The organism is Bifidobacterium avesanii, assembly GCF_009299475.1.
GTDB lineage: Bacteria > Actinomycetota > Actinomycetes > Actinomycetales > Bifidobacteriaceae > Bifidobacterium > Bifidobacterium avesanii.
On record NZ_WBSN01000006.1, the window covers coordinates 33,067 to 54,079 of the forward strand.

Annotated in this window: 12 protein-coding genes and 1 pseudogene; 5 read left to right on the forward strand and 8 right to left on the reverse strand. The window is 67.2% G+C overall.

All coding sequences use genetic code 11. The annotated features are described in order from the left end of the window. Window positions 1–17: 17 nt before the first annotated feature. Window positions 18–686, reverse strand: coding sequence for a tRNA (cytidine(34)-2'-O)-methyltransferase (locus tag DSM100685_RS04705; protein ID WP_163200957.1), 669 nt, complete (start codon window positions 684–686; stop codon window positions 18–20). A 20-nt stretch (window positions 687–706) separates the two neighbouring features. On the opposite strand from DSM100685_RS04705, the gene DSM100685_RS04710 reads away from it, so the two are divergent. The 3 genes from DSM100685_RS04710 (at window position 707) to DSM100685_RS04720 (ending at window position 3,797) form a co-directional block, all read left to right on the forward strand. After that, a complete protein-coding gene (locus DSM100685_RS04710; RefSeq protein WP_152350204.1) occupies window positions 707–1,636 on the forward strand; it encodes an HhH-GPD family protein in 930 nt (309 codons plus the stop codon). A gap of 567 nt (window positions 1,637–2,203) precedes the next feature. Further along, a complete protein-coding gene (locus DSM100685_RS04715; protein WP_239512651.1) occupies window positions 2,204–2,839 on the forward strand; it encodes a hypothetical protein in 636 nt (211 codons plus the stop codon). A 13-nt stretch (window positions 2,840–2,852) separates the two neighbouring features. After that, window positions 2,853–3,797 carry a helix-turn-helix transcriptional regulator gene (locus DSM100685_RS04720; RefSeq protein WP_152350205.1) on the forward strand — a complete coding sequence of 315 codons (945 nt, stop codon included), beginning with the start codon at window positions 2,853–2,855 and terminating at the stop codon, window positions 3,795–3,797. Window positions 3,798–3,800: 3 nt separating this feature from the next. Here DSM100685_RS04720 and DSM100685_RS04725 read toward each other — a convergent pair whose 3' ends face one another. From DSM100685_RS04725 to DSM100685_RS04735, 3 genes are all read right to left on the reverse strand, one after another. Beyond that, a complete protein-coding gene (locus tag DSM100685_RS04725; RefSeq protein ID WP_152350206.1) occupies window positions 3,801–4,454 on the reverse strand; it encodes an SGNH/GDSL hydrolase family protein in 654 nt (217 codons plus the stop codon). A gap of 33 nt (window positions 4,455–4,487) precedes the next feature. Continuing rightward, window positions 4,488–5,798 carry an ABC transporter substrate-binding protein gene (locus DSM100685_RS04730; RefSeq protein WP_163200955.1) on the reverse strand — a complete coding sequence of 437 codons (1,311 nt, stop codon included), beginning with the start codon at window positions 5,796–5,798 and terminating at the stop codon, window positions 4,488–4,490. A gap of 330 nt (window positions 5,799–6,128) precedes the next feature. Then, window positions 6,129–7,442: an ABC transporter substrate-binding protein gene (locus DSM100685_RS04735; RefSeq protein ID WP_152350208.1), complete on the reverse strand. Its 1,314-nt coding sequence runs from the start codon at window positions 7,440–7,442 to the stop codon at window positions 6,129–6,131. Window positions 7,443–7,988: 546 nt separating this feature from the next. Between DSM100685_RS04735 and rpoB the strand changes: the two genes are divergently transcribed. Beyond that, entirely contained in the window at window positions 7,989–11,531 is a 3,543-nt protein-coding gene (rpoB, locus tag DSM100685_RS04740) for a DNA-directed RNA polymerase subunit beta (RefSeq protein WP_152350209.1), read from the forward strand. A 36-nt stretch (window positions 11,532–11,567) separates the two neighbouring features. Continuing rightward, window positions 11,568–15,689, forward strand: coding sequence for a DNA-directed RNA polymerase subunit beta' (locus DSM100685_RS04745; RefSeq protein WP_152350210.1), 4,122 nt, complete (start codon window positions 11,568–11,570; stop codon window positions 15,687–15,689). A gap of 793 nt (window positions 15,690–16,482) precedes the next feature. On the opposite strand, the pseudogene DSM100685_RS10950 reads toward DSM100685_RS04745, so the two are convergent. The 4 genes and pseudogenes from DSM100685_RS10950 to DSM100685_RS04760 form a co-directional block, all read right to left on the reverse strand. Beyond that, window positions 16,483–18,246 (reverse strand): annotated as a pseudogene (locus DSM100685_RS10950) (transglutaminase domain-containing protein); the annotation flags it as partial. Next, on the reverse strand, window positions 18,243–19,511 hold the full coding sequence (locus DSM100685_RS04755) for a DUF58 domain-containing protein (RefSeq protein WP_152350212.1): 1,269 nt from the start codon (window positions 19,509–19,511) through the stop codon (window positions 18,243–18,245). The pseudogene DSM100685_RS10950 and the gene DSM100685_RS04755, both read right to left, overlap by 4 nt. Continuing rightward, window positions 19,508–19,879, reverse strand: a complete 372-nt coding sequence (locus tag DSM100685_RS10715) for an AAA family ATPase (protein ID WP_163200951.1) — start codon at window positions 19,877–19,879, stop codon at window positions 19,508–19,510. The genes DSM100685_RS04755 and DSM100685_RS10715 overlap by 4 nt, the downstream gene beginning before the upstream one ends. Then, the gene (locus DSM100685_RS04760) at window positions 19,867–20,913 is read right to left on the reverse strand and encodes an AAA family ATPase (RefSeq protein WP_163200949.1); all 1,047 of its coding nucleotides are present in this window, start codon (window positions 20,911–20,913) and stop codon (window positions 19,867–19,869) included. Before DSM100685_RS04760 ends, DSM100685_RS10715 begins: the two co-directional genes overlap by 13 nt. Window positions 20,914–21,013: the final 100 nt, after the last annotated feature.

A 21,013-nucleotide genomic window follows, 5' to 3' on the forward strand; every position in this document is an offset into this window, starting at 1 on the left:
TGGATCTGTGCCGGATCTCACTGGCCTCCCTTGAAGCCGAGCTGGCGCCAGGCCTCGTAGATGGCGATGGACGCGCAGTTGGTGAGGTTCAGGGAGCGCAGGGACGGGCGCATGGGGAGCCTCACCTGCTCGGCCACGTGCGGTCCGGCCATGATGTCCATCGGGTCGGGGATGTCGCCCGGCTCGGGGCCGAAGAGCAGGATGTCGGTCGGGCGGTACTCCACTTCGGTGTACAGCTTGGTGGCGTGCGCGGTGAACGCGATGATGCGCGAGTTCGGCATCGACTCCACCAGATTCTCGAAGTTCGGGTGCAGCACCACATGGGCCATGTCGTGGTAGTCGAGGCCCGCGCGGCGCAGCTTCGTGTCGCGCAGGTTGAAGCCCAGCGGCTCCACCAGGTGCAGGATCGTGCCGGTCACCGCACACAGGCGGATCGCGGAGCCGGTGTTGCCCGGAATGCGCGGGGAGTAGTAGCACAGGTGCGGGGTCACGGTCTCCGCGGCGGCGGCCTTTTCCGCGGAGAGCATCGCGTCGACCACGGAGATCGGGTTGCCGTGCGCGTCGGTCACCAGTTCGTCCGGGCCGTAGTTCGACTTGCGGTAGCCGTACTCGAACATCTTCTCGACCTTGGATTCGGGATTGGCGGATTCGGGATTCTCGGCAGTGTTGTTCGCTTCGTTCGTCACGAATGCTAAGAATAGGGACGATGAACGACACTGCCGCACCGCTTTCCGCCTCCGTCTCCACCCCGCTGTTCGCGTGGTGGCACGCCAACGCGCGCGACCTGCCGTGGCGCTTCGGACGAACCACGCCGTGGGGCGTGCTCGTGTCCGAGGTGATGAGCCAGCAGACGCAGATGAGCCGCGTGGTGCCCTATTGGGAGGGCTGGATGGCGGTGTGGCCGGACGCCGCCTCGCTGGCGCACGCGTCCAAAGCGGAGGTGATCACCGCGTGGGGGCGGCTCGGCTACCCGCGCCGGGCGCTGCGCCTGCAGGAATGCGCCCGCGCGGTGGCGGACGAATGCGGCGACGAGCTGCCGCGCGACTACGACGGTCTGACGGCGCTGCCGGGCATCGGCGACTACACGGCCAGCGCGGTGCTGAGCTTCGCGTTCGGCGAGCGGATCGCCGTGGTGGACACCAACATCCGCCGCGTGCTGAGCCGCCTGTTTCTGGGCGTCGAATCGCGCGGGGGAGCGGCGTCGCCCGCCGAACGGGAGCTGGCGAACCGGGCGCTTCCCGAGGATGCCGCCCGGTCGGTGACGTGGAACCAGGCGGTCATGGAGCTGGGCGCGCTGGTGTGCACGGCCAAGGCGCCGGCGTGCGACGTCTGTCCGGTGGCGCATCGGTGCGCGTTTCTGGCCGCCGGCCGGCCCGGACTGGGGGAGCGGCGCACCCGCCCCCGGCAGCGATTCCAAGGCACCGATCGTCAGGTGCGGGGCATTGTGCTCGATGCCCTGCGCAAGCTGCCGGGCGATGTGCGGGGCGGGAATGCAGGAGCGGGCGCCTCGCTGCCGCGGGTGCAGGTCGAGCGACTCTGGAAGGACCGCGCGCAGCTTGACGCCTGCATCGCCAGCCTTGACGAGGACGGCCTGATCGAAATCCAGCCCGACGGTTCGCTGCGGTTGCCGGCGTAAGGCGCCATGCACGGCTACTTGACGTTCCTAGGGCAGATTTCCATCATTGCGGACATCTACTTGGTCTTCCGAGGGCAGGTTCGCGACGGTCCAGTGGACTCATCGCGACGCCATTCCGGGCTTTTCCGCGGAATGGCGGCCCCAAATTCCGTGTCTGTCACCGTCGCAATGCCCTCGGAAAGCCAAGTAGATGTCCGCAGAAGCCATAATCTGCCCTCGGAAGGCCGAATGCATCTCATCAGCTCGTGCGGACGGCCATTTGCATAGTGTGCAGCACTCGCTTTCCCGGGGCGGCAGGTGAAAACGGCCGAGATGGGTCCAAAAGCCGCATTTTTAGGTGGAAAAGTCCAGCATCGCGGCCTTAGTCGCGCAGGGAAGTGCTGCACACTGTGCAGATATATGTTCATAACTTCGAAAATCTGCTGCACACTGTGCAGATACCCTGCATAAACGTGTGCACAACATGCCCGGGCGGGCCATGGATGGCGTGCCGGATGTGGACAACCGGCAAGAGTGCGGCGTCTCCGGTGCCGCAACGGTCCGGCGTGCCCCTACACTGAGGTGGTTATGGTCAGGAACAGGAAGCGTTGGACGCCCGCGCAGCGTCGTATGTACCGTCGCCGCCGCATTGTGGCGCTCGTGGTGGTATTGGCGTTGCTCGCCGCGTGCGGCGGCCTGATCTGGGGCGTCGTGCAGGGCGTCGGCGCCGCGTACCGGTGGATCAACCACGACGAGATCTACGCGATCAGTCGCACCAGCGCCCCGCCCACCCCGCGCCAGACCTCCGGCGTGCCGAACTGCTCGTCGTCCGACGTGTCCCTTCAGCTCACCGCCGACGCGTCCACGGTGGGCGTGGGCGGCAGCGTGAAGTTCGCCGCCGCGATCAACTACACCGGCACCGGCCAGTGCCTCATCGACGGCTCGAACAGTTCGCGCATCCTCACCATCACCACCGGCGACCAGACCGTGTGGCGCTCGGACGTGTGCACGGCCAGCCCGCGCAAACTGCTGCTGAGCCGGGCTTCGGAAATGAAGCGGGACGAGCAGACCATCGCGTGGTCCACCAGCGCCAACGCCTCGGACACCGCGTGCCGCAAGGACTCGGAACTGCCCAAGGTCAAGGCGGGCTCGTACGTGGCGCGTCTGAGCCTCAAGTCGGACCCGTCCGTGCAGTCCGACCCCGTCGTGATCACGGTGCAGTAGGGGGCGGCGAACCATGCGTTTCGAAGCCAAGGGACTGGTGCCAGGAACCGCGGAGGCCTTTCCCAGCATGCCCACGGGTTACGCCCGCAGCATGCCGTTCTACCCGCTGAGGGCCGGAACCATCACGTTCGAGCCCGGGTATCTGTTGCGCCGCAAGGCGCTCGACGAGATCATCGTCGCGTACTTCGACGAGGGCACCTACCACCTGCGCATCGGCGACGTAGACGAGGACATCCACGCGGGCCAGTTCATGATCGCCGACCTGTCCCAACCGCACGTGTTCAGCTCGGTGACGCGCAGCCGGGACGTCTACATGCATTTCAGCGGTCCGATGGCGCGCATGTACTGCTCCCTGATCACGCGCCGGTCCGGCAACGTGCTCACGTTGGACGACCCCGAACCCGCTGTGGCGGAGCTGCGGTTCGTCTATGACACGCTGAAAAACGGCACGCCGATCGACGACGTGCGCATGTCCTGGCACATCGACACGCTGCTCACCGAATTGGCGACGCGGTCCGTGGTCCGATCCGACGGCGGGCACATGGCCGATGCCAACGGGCGGCCGGTCAGGGGTTTCGCGGCGTCCGCCGCCGCGGAGGGCATCGCGCGGGTGAAGGCGTTTGTACTCAACCATCCGGAGCAGGTGATGGATCTGACGGCGATGGCCGCCATGGCGAACATGAGCAAATTCCACTTCGCCAAGACATTCAAGGCGTTCACCGGCGTCACGCCGCATCAGTATGTGGTCGGCGTGCGCATGGACCGGGCGAAGTACCTGCTGTGCTATACGGGCGACACGGTCGGCGCCGTCGGACGCGCGTGCGGGTTCGCGCAGACGAGCAATTTCTGCATGGCGTTCAAGGCGGCCGTGGGCGTGACACCGGGGGAGTACCGCGCGCGGACGGCTGGCTCCGATCCTGTGCTCATCGACAATGGCCGAGGTAGGGCGGCGGAATGACGACTATGCGCGTCCGCCCAGCAGCCGCGCGAACCGGGGAGTGACGGCGTCGGCCATGACCTCGTATCCACGGTCATTGGGGTGGATGGTGTTGCCGTACAGGTCGCGCCGCCCGTCGATGACGCCGGCCATCTCCACGACGTGCCAGCCGTGGCTTGCAGCCGCATCGCGCAGCAGCGCGTTGAACCGGTCCACCGCGTGGTTCATGACCACCAGCTCGCCGTAGGTGAAGCGCGAGAAGATCGGCTCATCGAGCGCGAATTGCGCGATGGTGAGCACGGCGACGGGCACGTTCGGGCCGGCGAGCTCCCGCACGTCCGAGACGATGCTTTCATACCGTTCGATCACGCGGCGCAGCGCGGCCTCATCGCGCGAGTGCCCGCCGTCGATGTCGTTGGTGCCGAGCATGACCGTGACGAGGCTCGCCCCGGGCAGTGCGGCGCGGGCCCGCGTCCACTCCGGCAGGGACCGGTAGTCCGCGGTGCTCGCCCCGCAATGCCCGCAGTTGACGAATTCGGCGCCAAGCCGTTCGCCGGCGATCAGCGGCCACGGGCGGGGCGCGATGTACCCCAATCCCGTGTCGCCGAAGGTGATGCTGTCTCCGATGCACACCACGCGGGGCGGGCGCACGGGTGAGGGATTGCCGGCGAAGGTCATGGCTTGGCTCCTTGGTTGGAATGTCTTGGGTTATCAGGCGGCTGCATCGATTTCGCGCTGCAGCTCCGCGATGTACCCATTGGCGCCGTCGATGGGCGACATGCGGCCGAAGGAGACCTCCTGCACGTAGCGGGTGAGCATCTTCTCCGCACCGCTCGCGCCGTTCGGCGTGATTTCAGGAGCATCGCCGACGGAATCCGCAAGCGAGCTGTCGAAGTCGAGGACCTTCTTGTCTGCGCCGGTCAGCGTGGCGGCAAGTGCCTCGCGATTCTTGTTGTTCGCCGGATCGCCGCGTTCGGCGCCAAGGATCTTGGCCGCGTCGGCGTCGTTAATGAGGAAGTCGATGAGCTTGGCGGATTCCACCGGGTGTTCGGTCTTGGCGGAGATGGACCAGTACTGGCTGGGCTTGTAGTAGTTCCACTTGGTATTGTGATCATCGCTTGGCATCGGTTCGACGGAAATGTTCTCCGAACCGGTGGCCTTGACGTTGACCGTCAGCTGATTGGATGTGGCAAAGCCGAATGCCTGCTTGTTCTGGCCGAACGGCTGCTGGTCCTGCGTGGCCACGATGTCCTCGGACCACTTGTCCACGCTCGGGGACATGCCCTTCTCGTACCAGGTCTTGGGCTGCTCGAGGAATTCGGCGAGCACTTGCGGATCAATCGCCACCTTGCCGTCCTTGTACAATGCGGTGCCATGCTGGCGCGCCCACAGCTGCAAAATGAATTCAGCGGAAGGCGCGTAGGCTCCGATGATCTCGCCGTTCGACTTATCCATCACTTCTTTGGATACCTTGGCAAAGTCGTCCCACGTCCATGTGGAGGTGTCCGGCAGCTCGATGCCAAGTTTGTCGAGCAGGTCGTTGTTTACCATCACGCCCAGGGTGACCATGGAAATGGGGGCCGCGTATTGCGTGCCTTCATATTTGCCCGTGTCCTTGAGAGAGGAACTCATGGTGTTGAGATCAAGTTGATCAGACAGCTTGCCCAGATCGTACAGGCTGCCCTGGCTGGAGTAGGAGGCGAGGTAGGAAGCGTCCATCTGGATCACGTCAGGGGCCTCGCCGCCGGCGTTCTGCGTGGCCAGCTTGTCCCAGTAGCTGGTGAAATCCGCGTATTGCATGTTGACCGTGATGTTCGGGTTCTTGCTGTGGAACAGGTCGATGGCCTGTTGGGTGAGCTTGACGCGGTTATCGCTGCCCCAGAAGGTTAGCTCCAGCGTTACCGGACCATCAGCGGCCTTGGGCGCGCTGTTTCCGTCGCCAGCGGCGCCGCATCCCGCGAGCGTCATGGCCAGCGCCGAAACGGCCGCCGGAACCGCCAAATACCTGCGATCGAACGTCATCGTTCTTCCTTTCTCGTAGGTCGCGTCCCCAGCCGCCATTGGCTGTATTTGGGCGCGTCGTGTGCCTATAACGATAGGGGGACGGTTGCGGAGCGGAGGTATGGTTCGTTATTCATCGTTGGCAACCCGTTATGGATTCTTGGCATGATTGTCGGCCGGCCGTGGGCAAACTTGTGAGTGTTTGATTTCTCGGGGACTGAAATGCGAGCTGGAGCGTGGTGGTGTTCGTCTGTCCCCAGCTCGCATCTGACGAGTTCGGTGCCAAGCCGGTCGCCGGCGATCGCCGGCGACCGGCTTGGCACCTTGTTGTGATGGATGAGACGGATCGGGTCAGGCGGCGTCGATGTCGCGCTGCAGCTCCTCGATGAATCCCTTGGCGCCGTCGATGGGCGACATGCGGCCGAAGGAGACCTCCTGCACGTAGCGGGTGAGCATCTTCTCCGCGCCGCTCGCGCCGTTCGGGGTGACCTCGGGCGCCTCTCCCACGGAGTCGGTGAGCGAGCTGTCGAACTCGAGGGCCTTCTTGTCCGCGCCGGTCAGCGTCTTGGCGAGGGCCTCGCGGTTGGCGTTGTTGGCCGGGTCGCCGCGCTCGATGCCGAGGATCTTGGCCGCGTCGGCGTCGTTGATCATGAAGTCGATGAACTTCGCGGCCTCCACCGGGTGCTCGCTCTTGGAGGAGATGGACCAGTGCTGGCCGGGCTTGAAGTAGTTCCACTTGGTGGTGGTTCCGACGTCGCTGGGTAGCGGCTCGAGCGTGAGGTTGTCGGAGCCGGTGGCCTTGGAGTAGGTGGAGATCTGGTTGGACGGGGCGAGCATCAGGGCCTGCTTGTTCTGGCCGAACGCCTGCTGATCCGACGTGGCCACGATGTTCTCCGACCACTTGTCCACGCCCGGGGAGACGCCATTCTCATGCCAGACCTTCGGCATCTCGAGGTATTCGGCGAGCACCTGCGGGTCGATCACGACCTTGCCGTCCTTGTACAGGGAGCTGCCGTGCTGGCGCGCCCACAGCTGCAGCGGGAACTCGTAGGCTGATGCGTAGGCGCCGATGATCTCGCCGTTCGACTTCTCCTGCACCTGCTTGGCGACCTCGTAGAAGTCGTCCCACGTCCACTTCGAGGTATCCGGCAGGCTGACGCCGTATTTGTTGAGCAGATCGTTGTTGACGACCACCGCGAAGGACGCCATGGAGATCGGGGCGGCGTACTGCGTGCCCTGGTATTTGCCCGTGTCCCTCAGGGAGTCGCTCATGGTGCTGAGGTCGAGGCTGTCCGAAAGCTTGGACAGGTCGTATAGGCTGCCCTGGCTGGAATAAGAAGCAAGATAAGAGGCGTCCATCTGGATCACGTCCGGCGCTTCGCCGCCGGCGGACTGCGTGGCCAGCTTGTCCCAGTAGGCCCTGAAGTCCGAGTACTGCATGTTGACCGTGATATTCGGGTTCTTGCTGTGGAACAGGTCGATGGCCTGCTGGGTGAGCTTGACGCGGCTGTCGCTGCCCCAGAAGGAGACTTCCAGCGTCACCGGGCCCTCCGCCGCCTGGGGCGTGTCGCCGCCGCCGGCCGTGGACCCGCCGCATCCCGCGAGCGTCATGGCCAGCGCCGAAACGGCTGCCGGAACCGCCAAATACCTGCGATTGAACGTCATCGTTCTTCCTTTCTCTGTGGATTGCGCGCCCGCCGGTCGTCATTGGCTGTGCGTGGGCGCGTCGTGTGTGTCCAACGATAGAGGAGCGGTGCATGGCGATGCGATACGATTCGTTGCCCGACATTGGCGATCCGTTATGAATTCTTGGCATGATCGCCGGCCGGATGCGAACGAACCTGTGATTTTTGCCTTCTGAGAGGCCTTGAACAGGAAAAACGAGGCTCCGGGAAGCGCAAAATCGCAAGTTTGCCGGAATGCGACGCGGGGAGGAACGGCGGAGGGCGATGGATCGATGATGGATTGACGATGGGTTGACGATGGTCGCGCTGAAGGATCGAAAGACCTCGCCCAAAAGACGAAACGCCGCACCGGCCGCACCAATTGACGCGACACGCCCGAGGTGCTAAAATTTTGACTTTGCATGAAGTGTGTCATATGGCGGGCATGTCTTCACAGGGGAAGCGCCCGTCAGGCATATGGTGGCCCGCGGTCGCGCTCCGGGGAAAACACCAGAATCGAATTAGCGAGCGATAAGGACACAGTCTCTTGGCTACTACCACATACGCACGCGCGGACGAGCACGACATCGAGCTGCACAAGGCTTCGAACCGCGTGAACTTCGGTTCCATCAAGGAACCCATCGACGTTCCCTACCTGCTGGGCGTCCAGACCGACAGCTTCGACTGGCTGATCGGCAACGAGCGCTGGAAGGCGCGCGTCGAGGAGGACCTCAAGAACGGCACCAACACCGTGCCCCACACCTCCGGCCTCGACGAGGTCTTCGAGGAGATCTCCCCGATCGAGAACTTCGCCCAGACCATGTCCCTGACCTTCTCCGACCCGTACTTCGAGGAGCCGCGCCACACGGTCCAGGAGTGCAAGGAGAAGGACTACACCTACTCCGCCCCGCTGTACGTGAACGCCGAGTTCGAGAACGGCGACACCGGCGAGATCAAGTCCCAGACCGTGTTCATGGGCGACTTCCCGCTGCAGACCCCGCACGGCACGTTCATCATCGGCGGCACCGAGCGAGTGATCGTCTCCCAGCTCGTGCGCTCCCCGGGCGTCTACTTCGACCGCACCCCGGACCGCACCTCCGACAAGGAGGTCTTCGGCGCGAAGATCATCCCGTCGCGCGGCGCGTGGCTTGAGTTCGAAATCGACAAGCGCGACGTCCTCGGCGTGCGCGTGGACCGCAAGCGCAAGCAGTCCACCATCGTCTTCCTCATGGCCATCGGCATGACCAAGCCGGAGATCGCCCACGCGTTCCAGGGCTACCCGCTCGTGCTTGACGCCCTCGCCAAGGAGACCATCGAGACGCAGGACGAGGCCCTGACGGACCTGTACCGCAAGATCCGCCCGTCCGACACCGCCACCCCGGAGGCCGGCCGTAACCTGCTCGACTCCTTCTACTTCAACACCAAGCGCTACGACCTCGCCCGCGTGGGCCGCTACAAGATCAACCGCAAGCTCGGCCTCGAGGTGGACTACAACGAGCGCTCCCTGCAGCGCGAGGACATCATCGCCACGATCAAGTACCTCGTCACCCTGCACGCCGGCGACAAGACCTTCCCGGGCCGCCGCGACGGCCAGGACGTCGAGCTGCGCGTGGACGTGGACGACATCGACCACTTCGGCAACCGCCGCATCCGCCAGGTCGGCGAGCTGATCCAGAACCAGCTCCGCACCGGCCTGTCCCGCATGGAGCGCGTGGTGCGCGAGCGCATGACCACGCAGGACTCCGAGGCCATCACCCCGCAGTCCCTGATCAACATCCGCCCGGTGAACGCCACCATCAAGGAGTTCTTCGGCACCTCGCAGCTCTCCCAGTTCATGGACCAGAACAACCCGCTGGCCGGCGTGACCAACAAGCGCCGCCTGTCGGCCCTGGGCCCCGGCGGCCTGTCCCGCGACCGCGCCTCCATGGAGGTGCGCGACGTGCACCCGTCCCACTTCGGCCGCATGTGCCCGATCGAGTCCCCCGAAGGCCCGAACATCGGCCTCATCGGCTCGCTGGCCACCTTCGGCCGCACCAACCCGTTCGGCTTCATCGAGACCCCGTACCGCAAGGTCGTCGACGGCCACGTGACCGACGACGTGGAGTACATGACCGCCGACCGCGATCTCGACCACGTGATCGCCCAGGCCAACCAGAAGCTCGACGACAACGGCAACTTCGTCGAGGACACCGCCCTTGCGCGAGTCGGCGAGGACGAGGCCGTCGATGTGCCGACCAACACGGTCGACTACATGGACGTCTCCCCGCGCCAGATGGTCTCCATCGGCGCCTCCCTGATCCCGTTCCTCGAGCACGACGAGGGCCACCGAGCGCTGATGGGCACCAACATGCAGCGCCAGGCCGTGCCTCTGATCGAGTCCGAGCGCCCGCTCGTGGGCACCGGCTCCGAGTGGCGCGTGGCGTACGACTCCGGCGACGTGGTGATCGCGGAGAAGGACGGCGTGGTCACCTACGTGTCCGCCGACATGATCCGCACCATGAACGACGACGGCACCCAGTCCAGCTACAAGCTGTACAAGTTCCAGCGCTCCAACCAGACCACCTGCTACAACCAGCGCCCGCTGGTCAAGGACGGCGAGCGCGTGGAGAAGGGCACGGTCCTCGCGGACGGCCCGGCCATCGAGAAGGGCGAGATCGCCCTGGGCAAGAACCTGCTCATCGCGTTCATGCCGTGGAACGGCTACAACTACGAGGACGCCGTGATCATCTCGCAGCGCCTCGTGCAGGACGACACCCTGTCCTCCATCCACATCGAGGAGTACGAGATCGACGCCCGCGAGACCAAGCTGGGCGCCGAGGAGATCACCCGCGACCTGCCGAACGTGGGCGAGGACGCGGTGGCCAACCTCGACGAGCGCGGCATCATCCGCATCGGCGCCGAGGTCGAGGCCGGCGACATCCTCGTGGGCAAGGTCACGCCGAAGGGCGAGACCGAGCTGACCCCGGAGGAGCGCCTGCTGCGCGCCATCTTCGGCGAGAAGTCCCGCGAGGTGCGCGACACCTCCCTGCGCGTGCCGCACGGCGAGACCGGCACCGTGATCGCCGTCAAGGAGATCACCCGCGAGGACGCCGAGGAGGACGGCGACGAGCTGCCCAACGGCGTCAACCAGATGATCCGCGTGTACATCGCGCAGCACCGCAAGATCACGGTGGGCGACAAGCTCTCCGGCCGCCATGGCAACAAGGGCTGCATCTCCCGCATCCTGCCCGAGGAGGACATGCCGTTCCTCGCGGACGGCACCCCGGTCGACATCATGCTCAACCCGCTCGGCGTGCCTTCGCGAATGAACCTCGGCCAGGTGCTCGAGCTGCACCTCGGCTGGATCGCGCACTCCGGCTGGGACATCAGCCTGGACCCGGACCTCGAGGCCGAGTGGAAGAAGCACGTGCCGGCGGGCGCCGAGAAGGGCGACCCGAACACCCCGGTGGCCACCCCGGTGTTCGACGGCGTGCGCCCCGACGTGATCCAGGGCCTGCTCAAGACCACCCTCCCGGACCGCGACGGCAACAAGCTCGTGGGCGACGACGGCAAGGCCGTGCTGTTCGACGGCCGCACCGGCGAGCCGTTCCCGAAGCCGATCTCCGTGGGCTACATGTACATGCTGAAGCTGCACCACCTCGTGGACGACAAGATCCACGCGCGCTCCACCGGCCCGTACTCCATGATCACCCAGCAGCCGCTGGGCGGCAAGGCCCAGTTCGGCGGCCAGCGCTTCGGCGAGATGGAGGTGTGGGCCCTCGAGGCCTACGGCGCCGCGTACACGCTGCACGAGATGATGACCACCAAGTCCGACGACGTGGACGGCCGCGTGCGCGTCTACGGCGCGATCGTGAAGGGCGACAACCTGCCGCCGGCGGGCATCCCCGAGTCCTTCAAGGTGCTCCTCAAGGAAATGCAGTCCCTGTCCCTGAACGTCGAGGTGCTCAACGCCGAAGGCCAGCCCATCGACATGAAGGACGAGGACGACGATCCGAACTCCTCCGCCAACGACCTCGGCTTCAACATCGGCGCCCGCCCGGACGCCGCCGCGAAGGCCGACCAGGCGGCCCCCGAACCCGAATACCGCTAATTGGACCGTTAGATTTCGAAAGACAGGACAAAACAAGTGCTGGACGTCAACGCATTTGACAAACTGAGGATCGGCCTGGCCACCGCCGACGACATCCGCGGCTGGAGCCACGGCGAGGTCAAGAAGCCCGAAACCATCAACTACCGCACCCTGAAGCCGGAGAAGGACGGTCTGTTCGGCGAGCAGATCTTCGGCCCGACCCGCGACTGGGAGTGCGCCTGCGGCAAGTACAAGCGCGTGCGCTTCAAGGGCATCGTGTGCGAGCGCTGCGGCGTCGAGGTGACCCGCAGCCGCGTGCGCCGCGAGCGCATGGGCCACATCGAGCTGGCCGCCCCCGTGACCCACATCTGGTTCTTCAAGGGTGTGCCGTCCCGTCTGGGCTACCTGCTGGACATCGCGCCGAAGGACCTCGAGAAGGTCATCTACTTCGCCGCGTACATGGTCACCAAGGTGGACGACGAGCAGCGCCATCAGGACCTTCCGGACCTGCAGGAGGAGTTCGACCACGAGATCGAGCACCTCGCCAAGCGCCGCGACAACGAGATCGAGGAGCGCGCCAAGAAGGTCGAGGAGGATCTCGCGACCCTCGAGGCCGCCGGCGAGGCGAAGGGCTCCGCCCGCGCCAAGCTGCGCAACGGCGCCGAGCGCGACATGGCGGCCATCCGCCAGCGCTACGACGACCAGATCCAGCGCCTCAACGCCGTGTGGGACCGCTTCAAGGGCCTCAAGCCCGGCGACATGGAAGGCGACGTGGACCTGTGGCGCGAGATGGAGGACCGCTACGGCGACTACTTCGAGGGCTGCATGGGCGCCGAGGCGATCAAGAAGCGCCTGCAGGACTTCGACCTCGAGGCCGCGTCCAAGCAGCTGCGCGAGGAGATCGAAACCGGCTCCGGCCAGCGCAAGGCCCGCGCCCTCAAGCGCCTGAAGGTCGTCAACGCCTTCCTGTCCACCGGCAACAAGCCGGAGGCCATGGTGCTCGACGTGATCCCGGTCATCCCGCCGGACCTGCGCCCGATGGTGCAGCTCGACGGCGGCCGCTTCGCGACCTCCGACCTCAACGACCTGTACCGCCGCGTGATCAACCGCAATAACCGACTCAAGCGACTCATCGAGCTCGGCGCTCCGGAGATCATGCTCAACAACGAGAAGCGCATGCTGCAGGAGGCCGTCGACTCCCTGTTCGACAACGGCCGCCGCGGCCGTCCGGTCACCGGCGCCTCGAACCGCCCGCTCAAGTCCCTTTCGGACATGCTCAAGGGCAAGCAGGGCCGCTTCCGCCAGAACCTGCTCGGCAAGCGCGTGGACTACTCCGGCCGTTCCGTGATCGTCGTCGGCCCGTCCCTCAGGATGCACCAGTGCGGCGTCCCGAAGCCGATGGCCCTCGAGCTGTTCAAGCCGTTCGTGATCAAGCGCCTCGTGGACCTCAACTACGCGCAGAACATGAAGAGCGCCAAGCGTCTCGTGGACCGCGGCGACTCCGAGGTGTGGGGCGTGCTCGAGGAGGTCATCTCCGAGCATCCCGTGCTCCTCAACCGCGCGCCTACGCTGCACCGTCTGGGCATTCAGGCGTTTGAGCCGATCCTCGTCGAGGGCAAGGCCATCCACCTGCCGCCGCTCGCCTGCGCCGCGTTCAACGCCGACTTCGACGGCGACCAGATGGCCATTCACCTGCCGCTGTCCGCCGAGGCCCAGGCCGAGGCCCGCTCGCTCATGATGGCGTCCGACAACATCCTGAAGCCGGCCGACGGCCACACCGTGACCATGCCGTCCCAGGACATGATCCTCGGCCTGTACTACCTGTCCACCGTCATCGACGGCGCGAAGGGCCAGGGCCGCGTGTTCTCCTCGCTCGAGGAGGCCGAGATGGCGCTCGACCGCCACGACATCGACATGCAGGCCAAGGTGCTCATCCGCCTGCCCAAGGAGTTTGTCCTGCCGACCGGCTGGGAGCCGGGCGAGGTCGAGGTCGTGGACCCGGAGCCGGGCGCCGATCCGGTCGCCAAGGAGGAGCGCTTCCACGACGGCACCGTGCTGTTCGCCACGTCGTACGGCCGCATGCTGTTCAACGAGACCCTGCCGGTCGACTACCCGTTCGTCAACGAGCAGGTGGGCAAGAAGCGTCTGGCCAAGATCGTCGACGACATCGCGTCCCGCTACTCCACCGCGCAGGTGGCCGCATCGCTGGATGCCTTGAAGGACCTCGGCTTCACCCGAGCCCCGTGGTCCGGCGTGTCCTTCGCGTTCTCCGACGTCATCGAGCCGGCCGAGCGCAACGAGCTCGTCGCCAAGTACGAGGACGAGGCCGCCACGGTCAACGAGAACTACGAGATGGGTCTCATGACCGAGGAGGAGCGCCGCCAGGAGCTCATCGACCTGTGGACCAAGTGCACCGCCGAGGTGTCGAAGGCCGTGGAGCGTGACTTCGACGCCAAGAACAACCTCGCCATCATCGTCCAGTCGGGCGCGCGAGGCAACATGATGCAGATCAACCAGATCGCCGGCATGCGTGGCCTCGTGGCCAACCCGAAGGGCGAGATCATCCCCCGACCGGTCAAGTCCAACTACCGCGACGGCCTGTCCGTGCTGGAGTACTTCATCTCCCAGCACGGCGCCCGCAAGGGTCTGGCGGATACCGCACTGCGTACCGCCGAGTCGGGCTACCTCACCCGTCGTCTGGTGGACGTCTCCCAGGACGTTATCGTGCGCGAGGAGGACTGCGGCACCAAGCGCGGCCTCACCATCAAGGTGGCCGAGCGCGACGAGAACGGCAACCTCGTGCTCGTCAAGGCGGCCGACGGCGGTCCGTACTCCCGTCTGCTCGCGGCCGACGTGATCGACCCGGCCGACGGCCAGACCGTGCTCTACAAGCGCGACGACGCCCTGTCCATGGACGTGCTGCGCGACCTCGTCAAGCACGGCGTCGAGGACGTCAAGTGCCGCTCCGTGCTCACCTGCGAGTCCAAGCGCGGCGTGTGCGCCAAGTGCTACGGCTGGTCGCTGGCCACCAACACGCTGGTGGACGTCGGCGAGGCCGTGGGCATCGTGGCCGCCCAGTCCATCGGCGAGCCCGGCACCCAGCTGACGCTGCGTTCCTTCCACTCCGGCGGCGTCGCCTCGGCGTCCGACATCACCCAGGGTCTTCCGCGTGTGACCGAGCTCTTCGAGGCGCGTACGCCTAAGGGCGAGGCGCCGATCGCGGAGTACCCGGGCACCGTGAAGGTGGAGGACACCGACCGCGGCCGTCAGGTGGTGCTGACCCCGGACGACCAGTCCGTCGAGCCGATCACCTATCCGGTGACCCGCCGCGCGCCGCTCATGGTCAAGGACGGCGACCACGTGGAGGCCGGCCGCCAGCTCATCGAGGGCTCCGTGGATCCGAAGAAGATCCTGCGCATCCTCGGTCCGCGCGCCGCGCAGGTCAACATCGTGGAGGAAGTGCACACCGTGTACCGCTCCCAGGGCGTCGACATCCACGACAAGCACATCGAGGTCATCGCGCACCAGATGCTGCGCCGCATCACCGTGATCGACTCCGGCGACACCAAGCTGCTGCCGGGCGAGCTCGTGGATCAGGCGCGCTTCAAGGAGGCCAACAAGGAGGCCGTCGCCAACGGCGGCAAGCCCGCGGCCGGCCGTCCGGAGCTCATGGGCATCACCAAGGCGTCGCTGGCCACCGACTCGTGGCTGTCCGCCGCCTCCTTCCAGGAGACCACCCGCGTGCTCACCGAGGCCGCCCTGAGCCAGAAGGTCGACGATCTCAAGGGCCTCAAGGAGAACGTGATCATCGGCAAGCTCATCCCGGCCGGCACGGGCCTCGCCCGCTACCGCAACGCCGTGGTCGAGCCCGACAAGGCCATCCGCGACACCATCTACCCGAACTTCGGTCTGGGCGGAGACGACGCGGCCGGCGACGTGGACCTCTCCGACGCCGATCTGGGCGATGTGGACTTCTCCAACATCGACTTCGGCGATCTGAAGCTCGGCGACGACTTCAACCCGGACGACTTCCTCAACGACCAGGGTGGCCAGACCACGCTGGACGACGGGGACCTCGACTCCGGCTTCGGCGCCGATTCGGGCAACGACGGCGCCGACGGTGCCGACGGCTCGGATAACTCCGACCACGCCGACGGCTCCGACGATCAGAACGCCTGATCGATCGTTCCCACGCTAACGGGCGCCGGGCGCTGAGCGTCTGGTGCCGAGGGCGGTTCGCCGGTGCGCGGCGTGCATGACCGACATGCACGCATCGCGCGCCGGTGGGCCGCCCTTTTGCGTTGGCGGTTCGCTCCTTCCCGCTTTTCACCGGCCGGCGTCCCGGGACGATCGCCAGTTGCGCCCGCCACCGTTTCGTCCGGGGCAGCGACCGGAGCATCGCATGGCGGGAGCGGTCCACCGCCCTCCAATACCGCCGGGCGGTCCGGTCGCTGACGCGCTCGCCGGAGAACGCCGCATGATCGGCCTGCCGGGCCAAGGCGGTGAGACCGCGCGCGTCAATGCGCAATGCGTCCGCGATCGCCTGCGCCTGCGCGGGGGCGGTGCCATGCCACGGCACCCGCGTTCCGCAATGCGCGGCCAACGAACAGATTGCCCGCCACCCTGCATGGATGCGCCGCCGCGGTGTACCGTGCCGACGCGCGCGGGCGAGCAGCAGCGCCTTGATTACGAGAATCAGGCCCGTGCCCGCCGCCAACGCCCAAACCGGGCTGCCGACCAGCGTCACGACGGCCGCGATGCGCCCGGCGGAGGCCAGCCACGGTGGCGTCGCGTCGCCCGGAGGCGCGGCATCGTCCCCGGTGACGGCGGATTGCCCATTCGGCCGCGTCTCCTCGCGCAGCGGGTCGGTGAGCGGCACCGGCGGCTGTCGCACCAGCGTGCGGGGATCCGGCGGCGCCAATTGCTGCGTGTCGTCCGGCGTTTTGGACTCGGGCGGCGTCGGATCGAACGCCACCCAGCCGTATCCGTCCAGATTCACCTCCGTCCACGCGGTGACGTCGTTGCCGGTGAACGTGACGGTTGTGCCATCGGCTTCGGCGTCGGCATTACCGCCGGTTGCGTCGCCGCCGGTTGCGTCGCTGTCTGTCGTGCCATCGCGGAATCCGAGCACCACGCGCGACGGCAGTCCCAACTCCCGCGCCATGAGCGCCATGGCGGAGGCATACTGTTCCCCATCGCCCACCATCGCATCCCCGGCCAGCAGCATCTGTATGCGGTGGCTCCCATGGCCGGGCGGCGACGGGTAATCGTCGTCCAAGCCATGCGAAAACCATCCCGTGCGCCGCAACGACGACGCCAATGCCTCCGCCGCCGCTCCCGCGCCGGATGCGCCACCGGCGATCGCCCGGGCGAACCGTCCCGCCGATTCCGGCGCATCCCTCGCTGCGGGCTGTGCGATCGCACCGGCTTCGGCCCGTTCCAGCTCCGCGGCGCCCGGCCGGCGGGGAACGACGCCGCCGACGGTGTAGGCAAGACCCTCGCACAGCTCGTCGGTCAGCATAAGCGTGCCGTCGTCGTTTGCGTACAACGCCGACGCATGGCTGGGATCCGCGAAGACGACGCGCCGCGCAGCGCCGCTGACGGGCAGCCAATGGTCACCCAATGCGCCGTGCACGGTAAACGTGGCCGTGAACGGGGTGCCGGCCGCCGCGCTGTTCGCGCCGGCGTCGCCCGTATTGCCTGCATTGTCCGTGTTGCCCGCGCTATCGTCAGTGGCGATGACGCCGCCCGAACGGCGGAAATCCCCGGACGACAGATTCCACACCACACCGTCGAAGTCGTCCATCACGGCCAGCCTCACCGGCGTTCCCGAGGGCAGACCGGTGACCGTCACCAGCGGATCATCGCGGTGCCGGCGCAGCAATCCGCGCATGCCGCTCAGCGGACTGCCCATCGGCTGCGCGACGGCGGGCGGACTGTAGCGGTCCCGCAGCGTGAGACGCCGTTGCGGCACGGCCGGTGCGACGGCCAGCGCGATTGCCATGGCGACGGCCATCATGGCGGCTGCGCCGGGCAAGCGGAAATGCCGGACGGCGGCATGCGCGCCGGCCACGCCGATCGTCGATAGGAACACCACGGCGAACACGGCTCCGACGGCCGCCGCATGCCAACCGTCATGCGTGCCCATCAGGGCGGCGCATCCATGGGCGAGCGTCTGCGGGACGATCATGCCCAACCCGCGCGGCAAGACCCTGCCCGCGGGGATGGCCGAGGCGGCGAACGTGCCGCCGAACGCGGCGAACAGTCCGAGCGTCCACACGGCCATGAGCGAGCCGGCGGTCGCGCCCACCGGCGGCTGCAGCACGACCAGTAGCTTGAACGCCCCGAACACGCCATGCCAGCCCTCCCTCAACGCCGCGGACATGGCCGTGACGTCGCCATGAGCGCATACGAGACCGGGCAGTGCGGCGACCGCCGGACCGACCGCGAACTGCGCGGCCATCAGCGCGAGGATCTGCAGGATGCCGTGCGCGCGCAATCCGGCGGCGATCACGCATCCCAGCGCCGCGGCCGGCAGAGCCCCCAGCAGCCAGACGCCCGGCGAACCGTAGACGGGAATGAGCGGGCTGACGGCCGTCAGCGTGAGCGCAAGGATCGCCGCCGGCATGGCCGTCGACGCCGCGATTTTCGCGCCGGTGGACGGTTGAGATATGACGGAACCGGGGCGGTCTTGCAACAGACGAATCGGACCGCTGATATTGGCGTCCCCGGTCATGGCAGCGCCGCCCACACCATCGGCAGATCCCCGAGCGCGCCGACCGTCACCACCGTCGTCCCCGTGCCGCCGCGCGCCAAACCGGAGGCATCGCCCGGTTTCACATGAAACATCACGGACGGCCGGGGCTGCCATTGTGGCTGCGGCAGCTGCGAAGACCGTGGAGGCTGCGCGTCCGTGGCCGGCGAGCCGGTGATCCAATAGCGGGATGAGGGCCATGCATCGGCGGCGAACGGATGCGAATGCTTCGCGGGCGTCCAGCCGGACCACCAAGCGGGGTGGGCGCCGGACGCCATATTTCCGCCGTATCCGTCGTCTCCGCCGTTCTCATCATCCTCGTTGTCCTCGTTGGAACGGGCCAGCGCCGCCAGCGGCGGGATGGACCCGCATGCGTCCAGCAGCAGCTCGGAACGATCCGGGCGGACGAGCCGCGGTCCGCACCGCACGGTGAGGGTACGGGAACGGGCCAGCGCATGCACGCCGATGGACGCCAGCACGGACACCGCGCATTCAAACTCATCGGCGTCACGGTAATGGTCAGGGGCATCATCCAGCATCAGGCACAGATCGTCACGCCGGGTGGACTCGGATTCGCGGACCACGGGCACGCCCGTCTTCGCGCTGGACGGCCAGTGGATGCGGCGCACATCGTCGCCCGGTGCGTACTCGCGCAACCTGCGGAACGCCATGCCATCGGCGGCCGGACGCCCGTCGGACGCCCCATCCGGATCCAGAGGGCCGTTGCCGCGGCGCTCCGGCAGCGGCACGGTCGGCGGATGCACGATGACGGTCCGGAATCCGGCGAGCCGCCGCCCGTGCCGCGCCAATCCCAGCGGATCGCCGCGGAAAACATGCAACGGCCCCACGCGGACCAGCCCGCGCGACTCGGCGACGAACGGCACCGCAACGGTCGCTTCGCCGCCCGGCTCCAACGCCGGCACGGTCAGCGGCACGCGTTCCGAATCCACGGCCAGCCACGCCCGCAACCGTCCGGTTCGGCGGCCGCCGGGATTACGGACGTTCACCGTGATGCGCGACGACGTGCCCACGACCAGTCGAAACGCATCCGGTTCGACCGTCGCACGGCAGTCGACCCCGCCGAACGTCATGGCCACGGCGACCGCAAGCAATGCGCCGGACGCGAGGGTCACGGCCAGCAGCTCCCGCCATCCGGACAGCGCGAAACCCAGACCGCCGCCCACGGCCAGCAGCACGCCCAACCAGCCCGTGGCGGTGATGCGGCGCAACACGGCTGGCGCGGTCATGACGCCTCCCCGGTCGGCGCCGGCACGTCGCGCAGCACGGCGGCCACGGCATCCGCGGCGGTCACCCCGTCGAACGCGGCCGCCGTGCCGAGCATGACGCGATGCGCGAGAGCCGGCACCGCCAGCGCCGACACGTCACTGGGTGTCACATACGCGCGTCCCTCGGCCGCCGCCATCGCGCGGGCGCAGCGCAGCAGCGCCAACGCCCCGCGGATGGAGGCTCCCGCCGCCAAATCGTCCCGGTGCCGCGTGGCCTCCACCAGCCGCACGACGTATGCGAGCACGCGGTCGTCGCAGTGGATGCGGGCGATGACGCCTCGCAGAGCCTCCAACCGTGCGGCGTCCACGACGGGTCTCAGCGTCCGCATGCGGTCCCCGCCCCGTCGCGGCGCAAAATGTCCAGACTCGCCTCGCGGTCGGGGTGCCCGATCGACGTGGATAACATGAACCGGTCCAGCTGCGCCTCCGGCAGACGGTAGGTGCCGATCTGATCGACGGGATTCTGCGTGGCGACCACCATGAACGGCGACGGCACCGCATGGGCGACGCCGTCCACGGTCACATGCCGCTCCTCCATGACCTCCAGCAACGCCGACTGCGTCTTCGGCGACGCGCGGTTGATCTCGTCGGCGAGCACGATCGACGCGAACACCGGGCCCTTCCTGAACGAGAACGTCCCGGTGTCGCGGTCGAGCACGGTCACGCCGGTCACGTCGCCGGGCAGCAGATCCGGCGTGAACTGGATGCGGCGGAACGGCATGTCGACCGTCCGGGCCAGCGCCCGCGCCAGCAGCGTCTTGCCGGTGCCGGGCACGTCCTCGAGGAGCAGATGCCCGCCTGCGAGCAGCGTCAGCAGGCAATGGCGGATGGCCCGTTCCTTGCCCACCACCACCGATCCCACCGCGTCCAACAGCAGTTCGAACGTCCGCTGGAACGCGAGCAGCTCCGCGTCGGCCGGCGGGACGGGTGACGCGGAGACCGGATGGGCATCCGGAGGAACGGTCGCATTCGCGGGAACGGCGGCGATCGCCGGCTCGACGGCAGCGGATGTGGATGCTGGGGGAGCCGTGACGGGAGCTCCGGCGGGATTGCCGTGGACGGGAGGCGATGACGCGCCGGGGCTGGGCGCCGCACGCCGGGGAACCGCACGGCCCGTGCCCGTCACCCGCGTGGCGTCATTCGCGTCGCTCACGATGGTCCCGTCGTCCCATGCGTCATCCGTTGCACGCCGCGCCGCATGCCTCATGCGCGGCTTGGCCGGTATAAGCGGCGTGGCCGGTGCGGCTGGTCGGATGCGCGTGGCGTCCGGATCCGTAGCGGCCATGCCGGAGATTCGGGTGGCGTCCGGATCCGTCGCGGCGAGTGCGATGCCGGTAATCCTCGTGGCATCCGGGTCCGCCATGCCGCCAATATCGCCTGCATTGCCTGCATTATTGCCCGCATCATTGCCCGCATCATTGCCCGCATTGCTCATTGCCCGCAGCCGCTCCAATGCCGGGCTG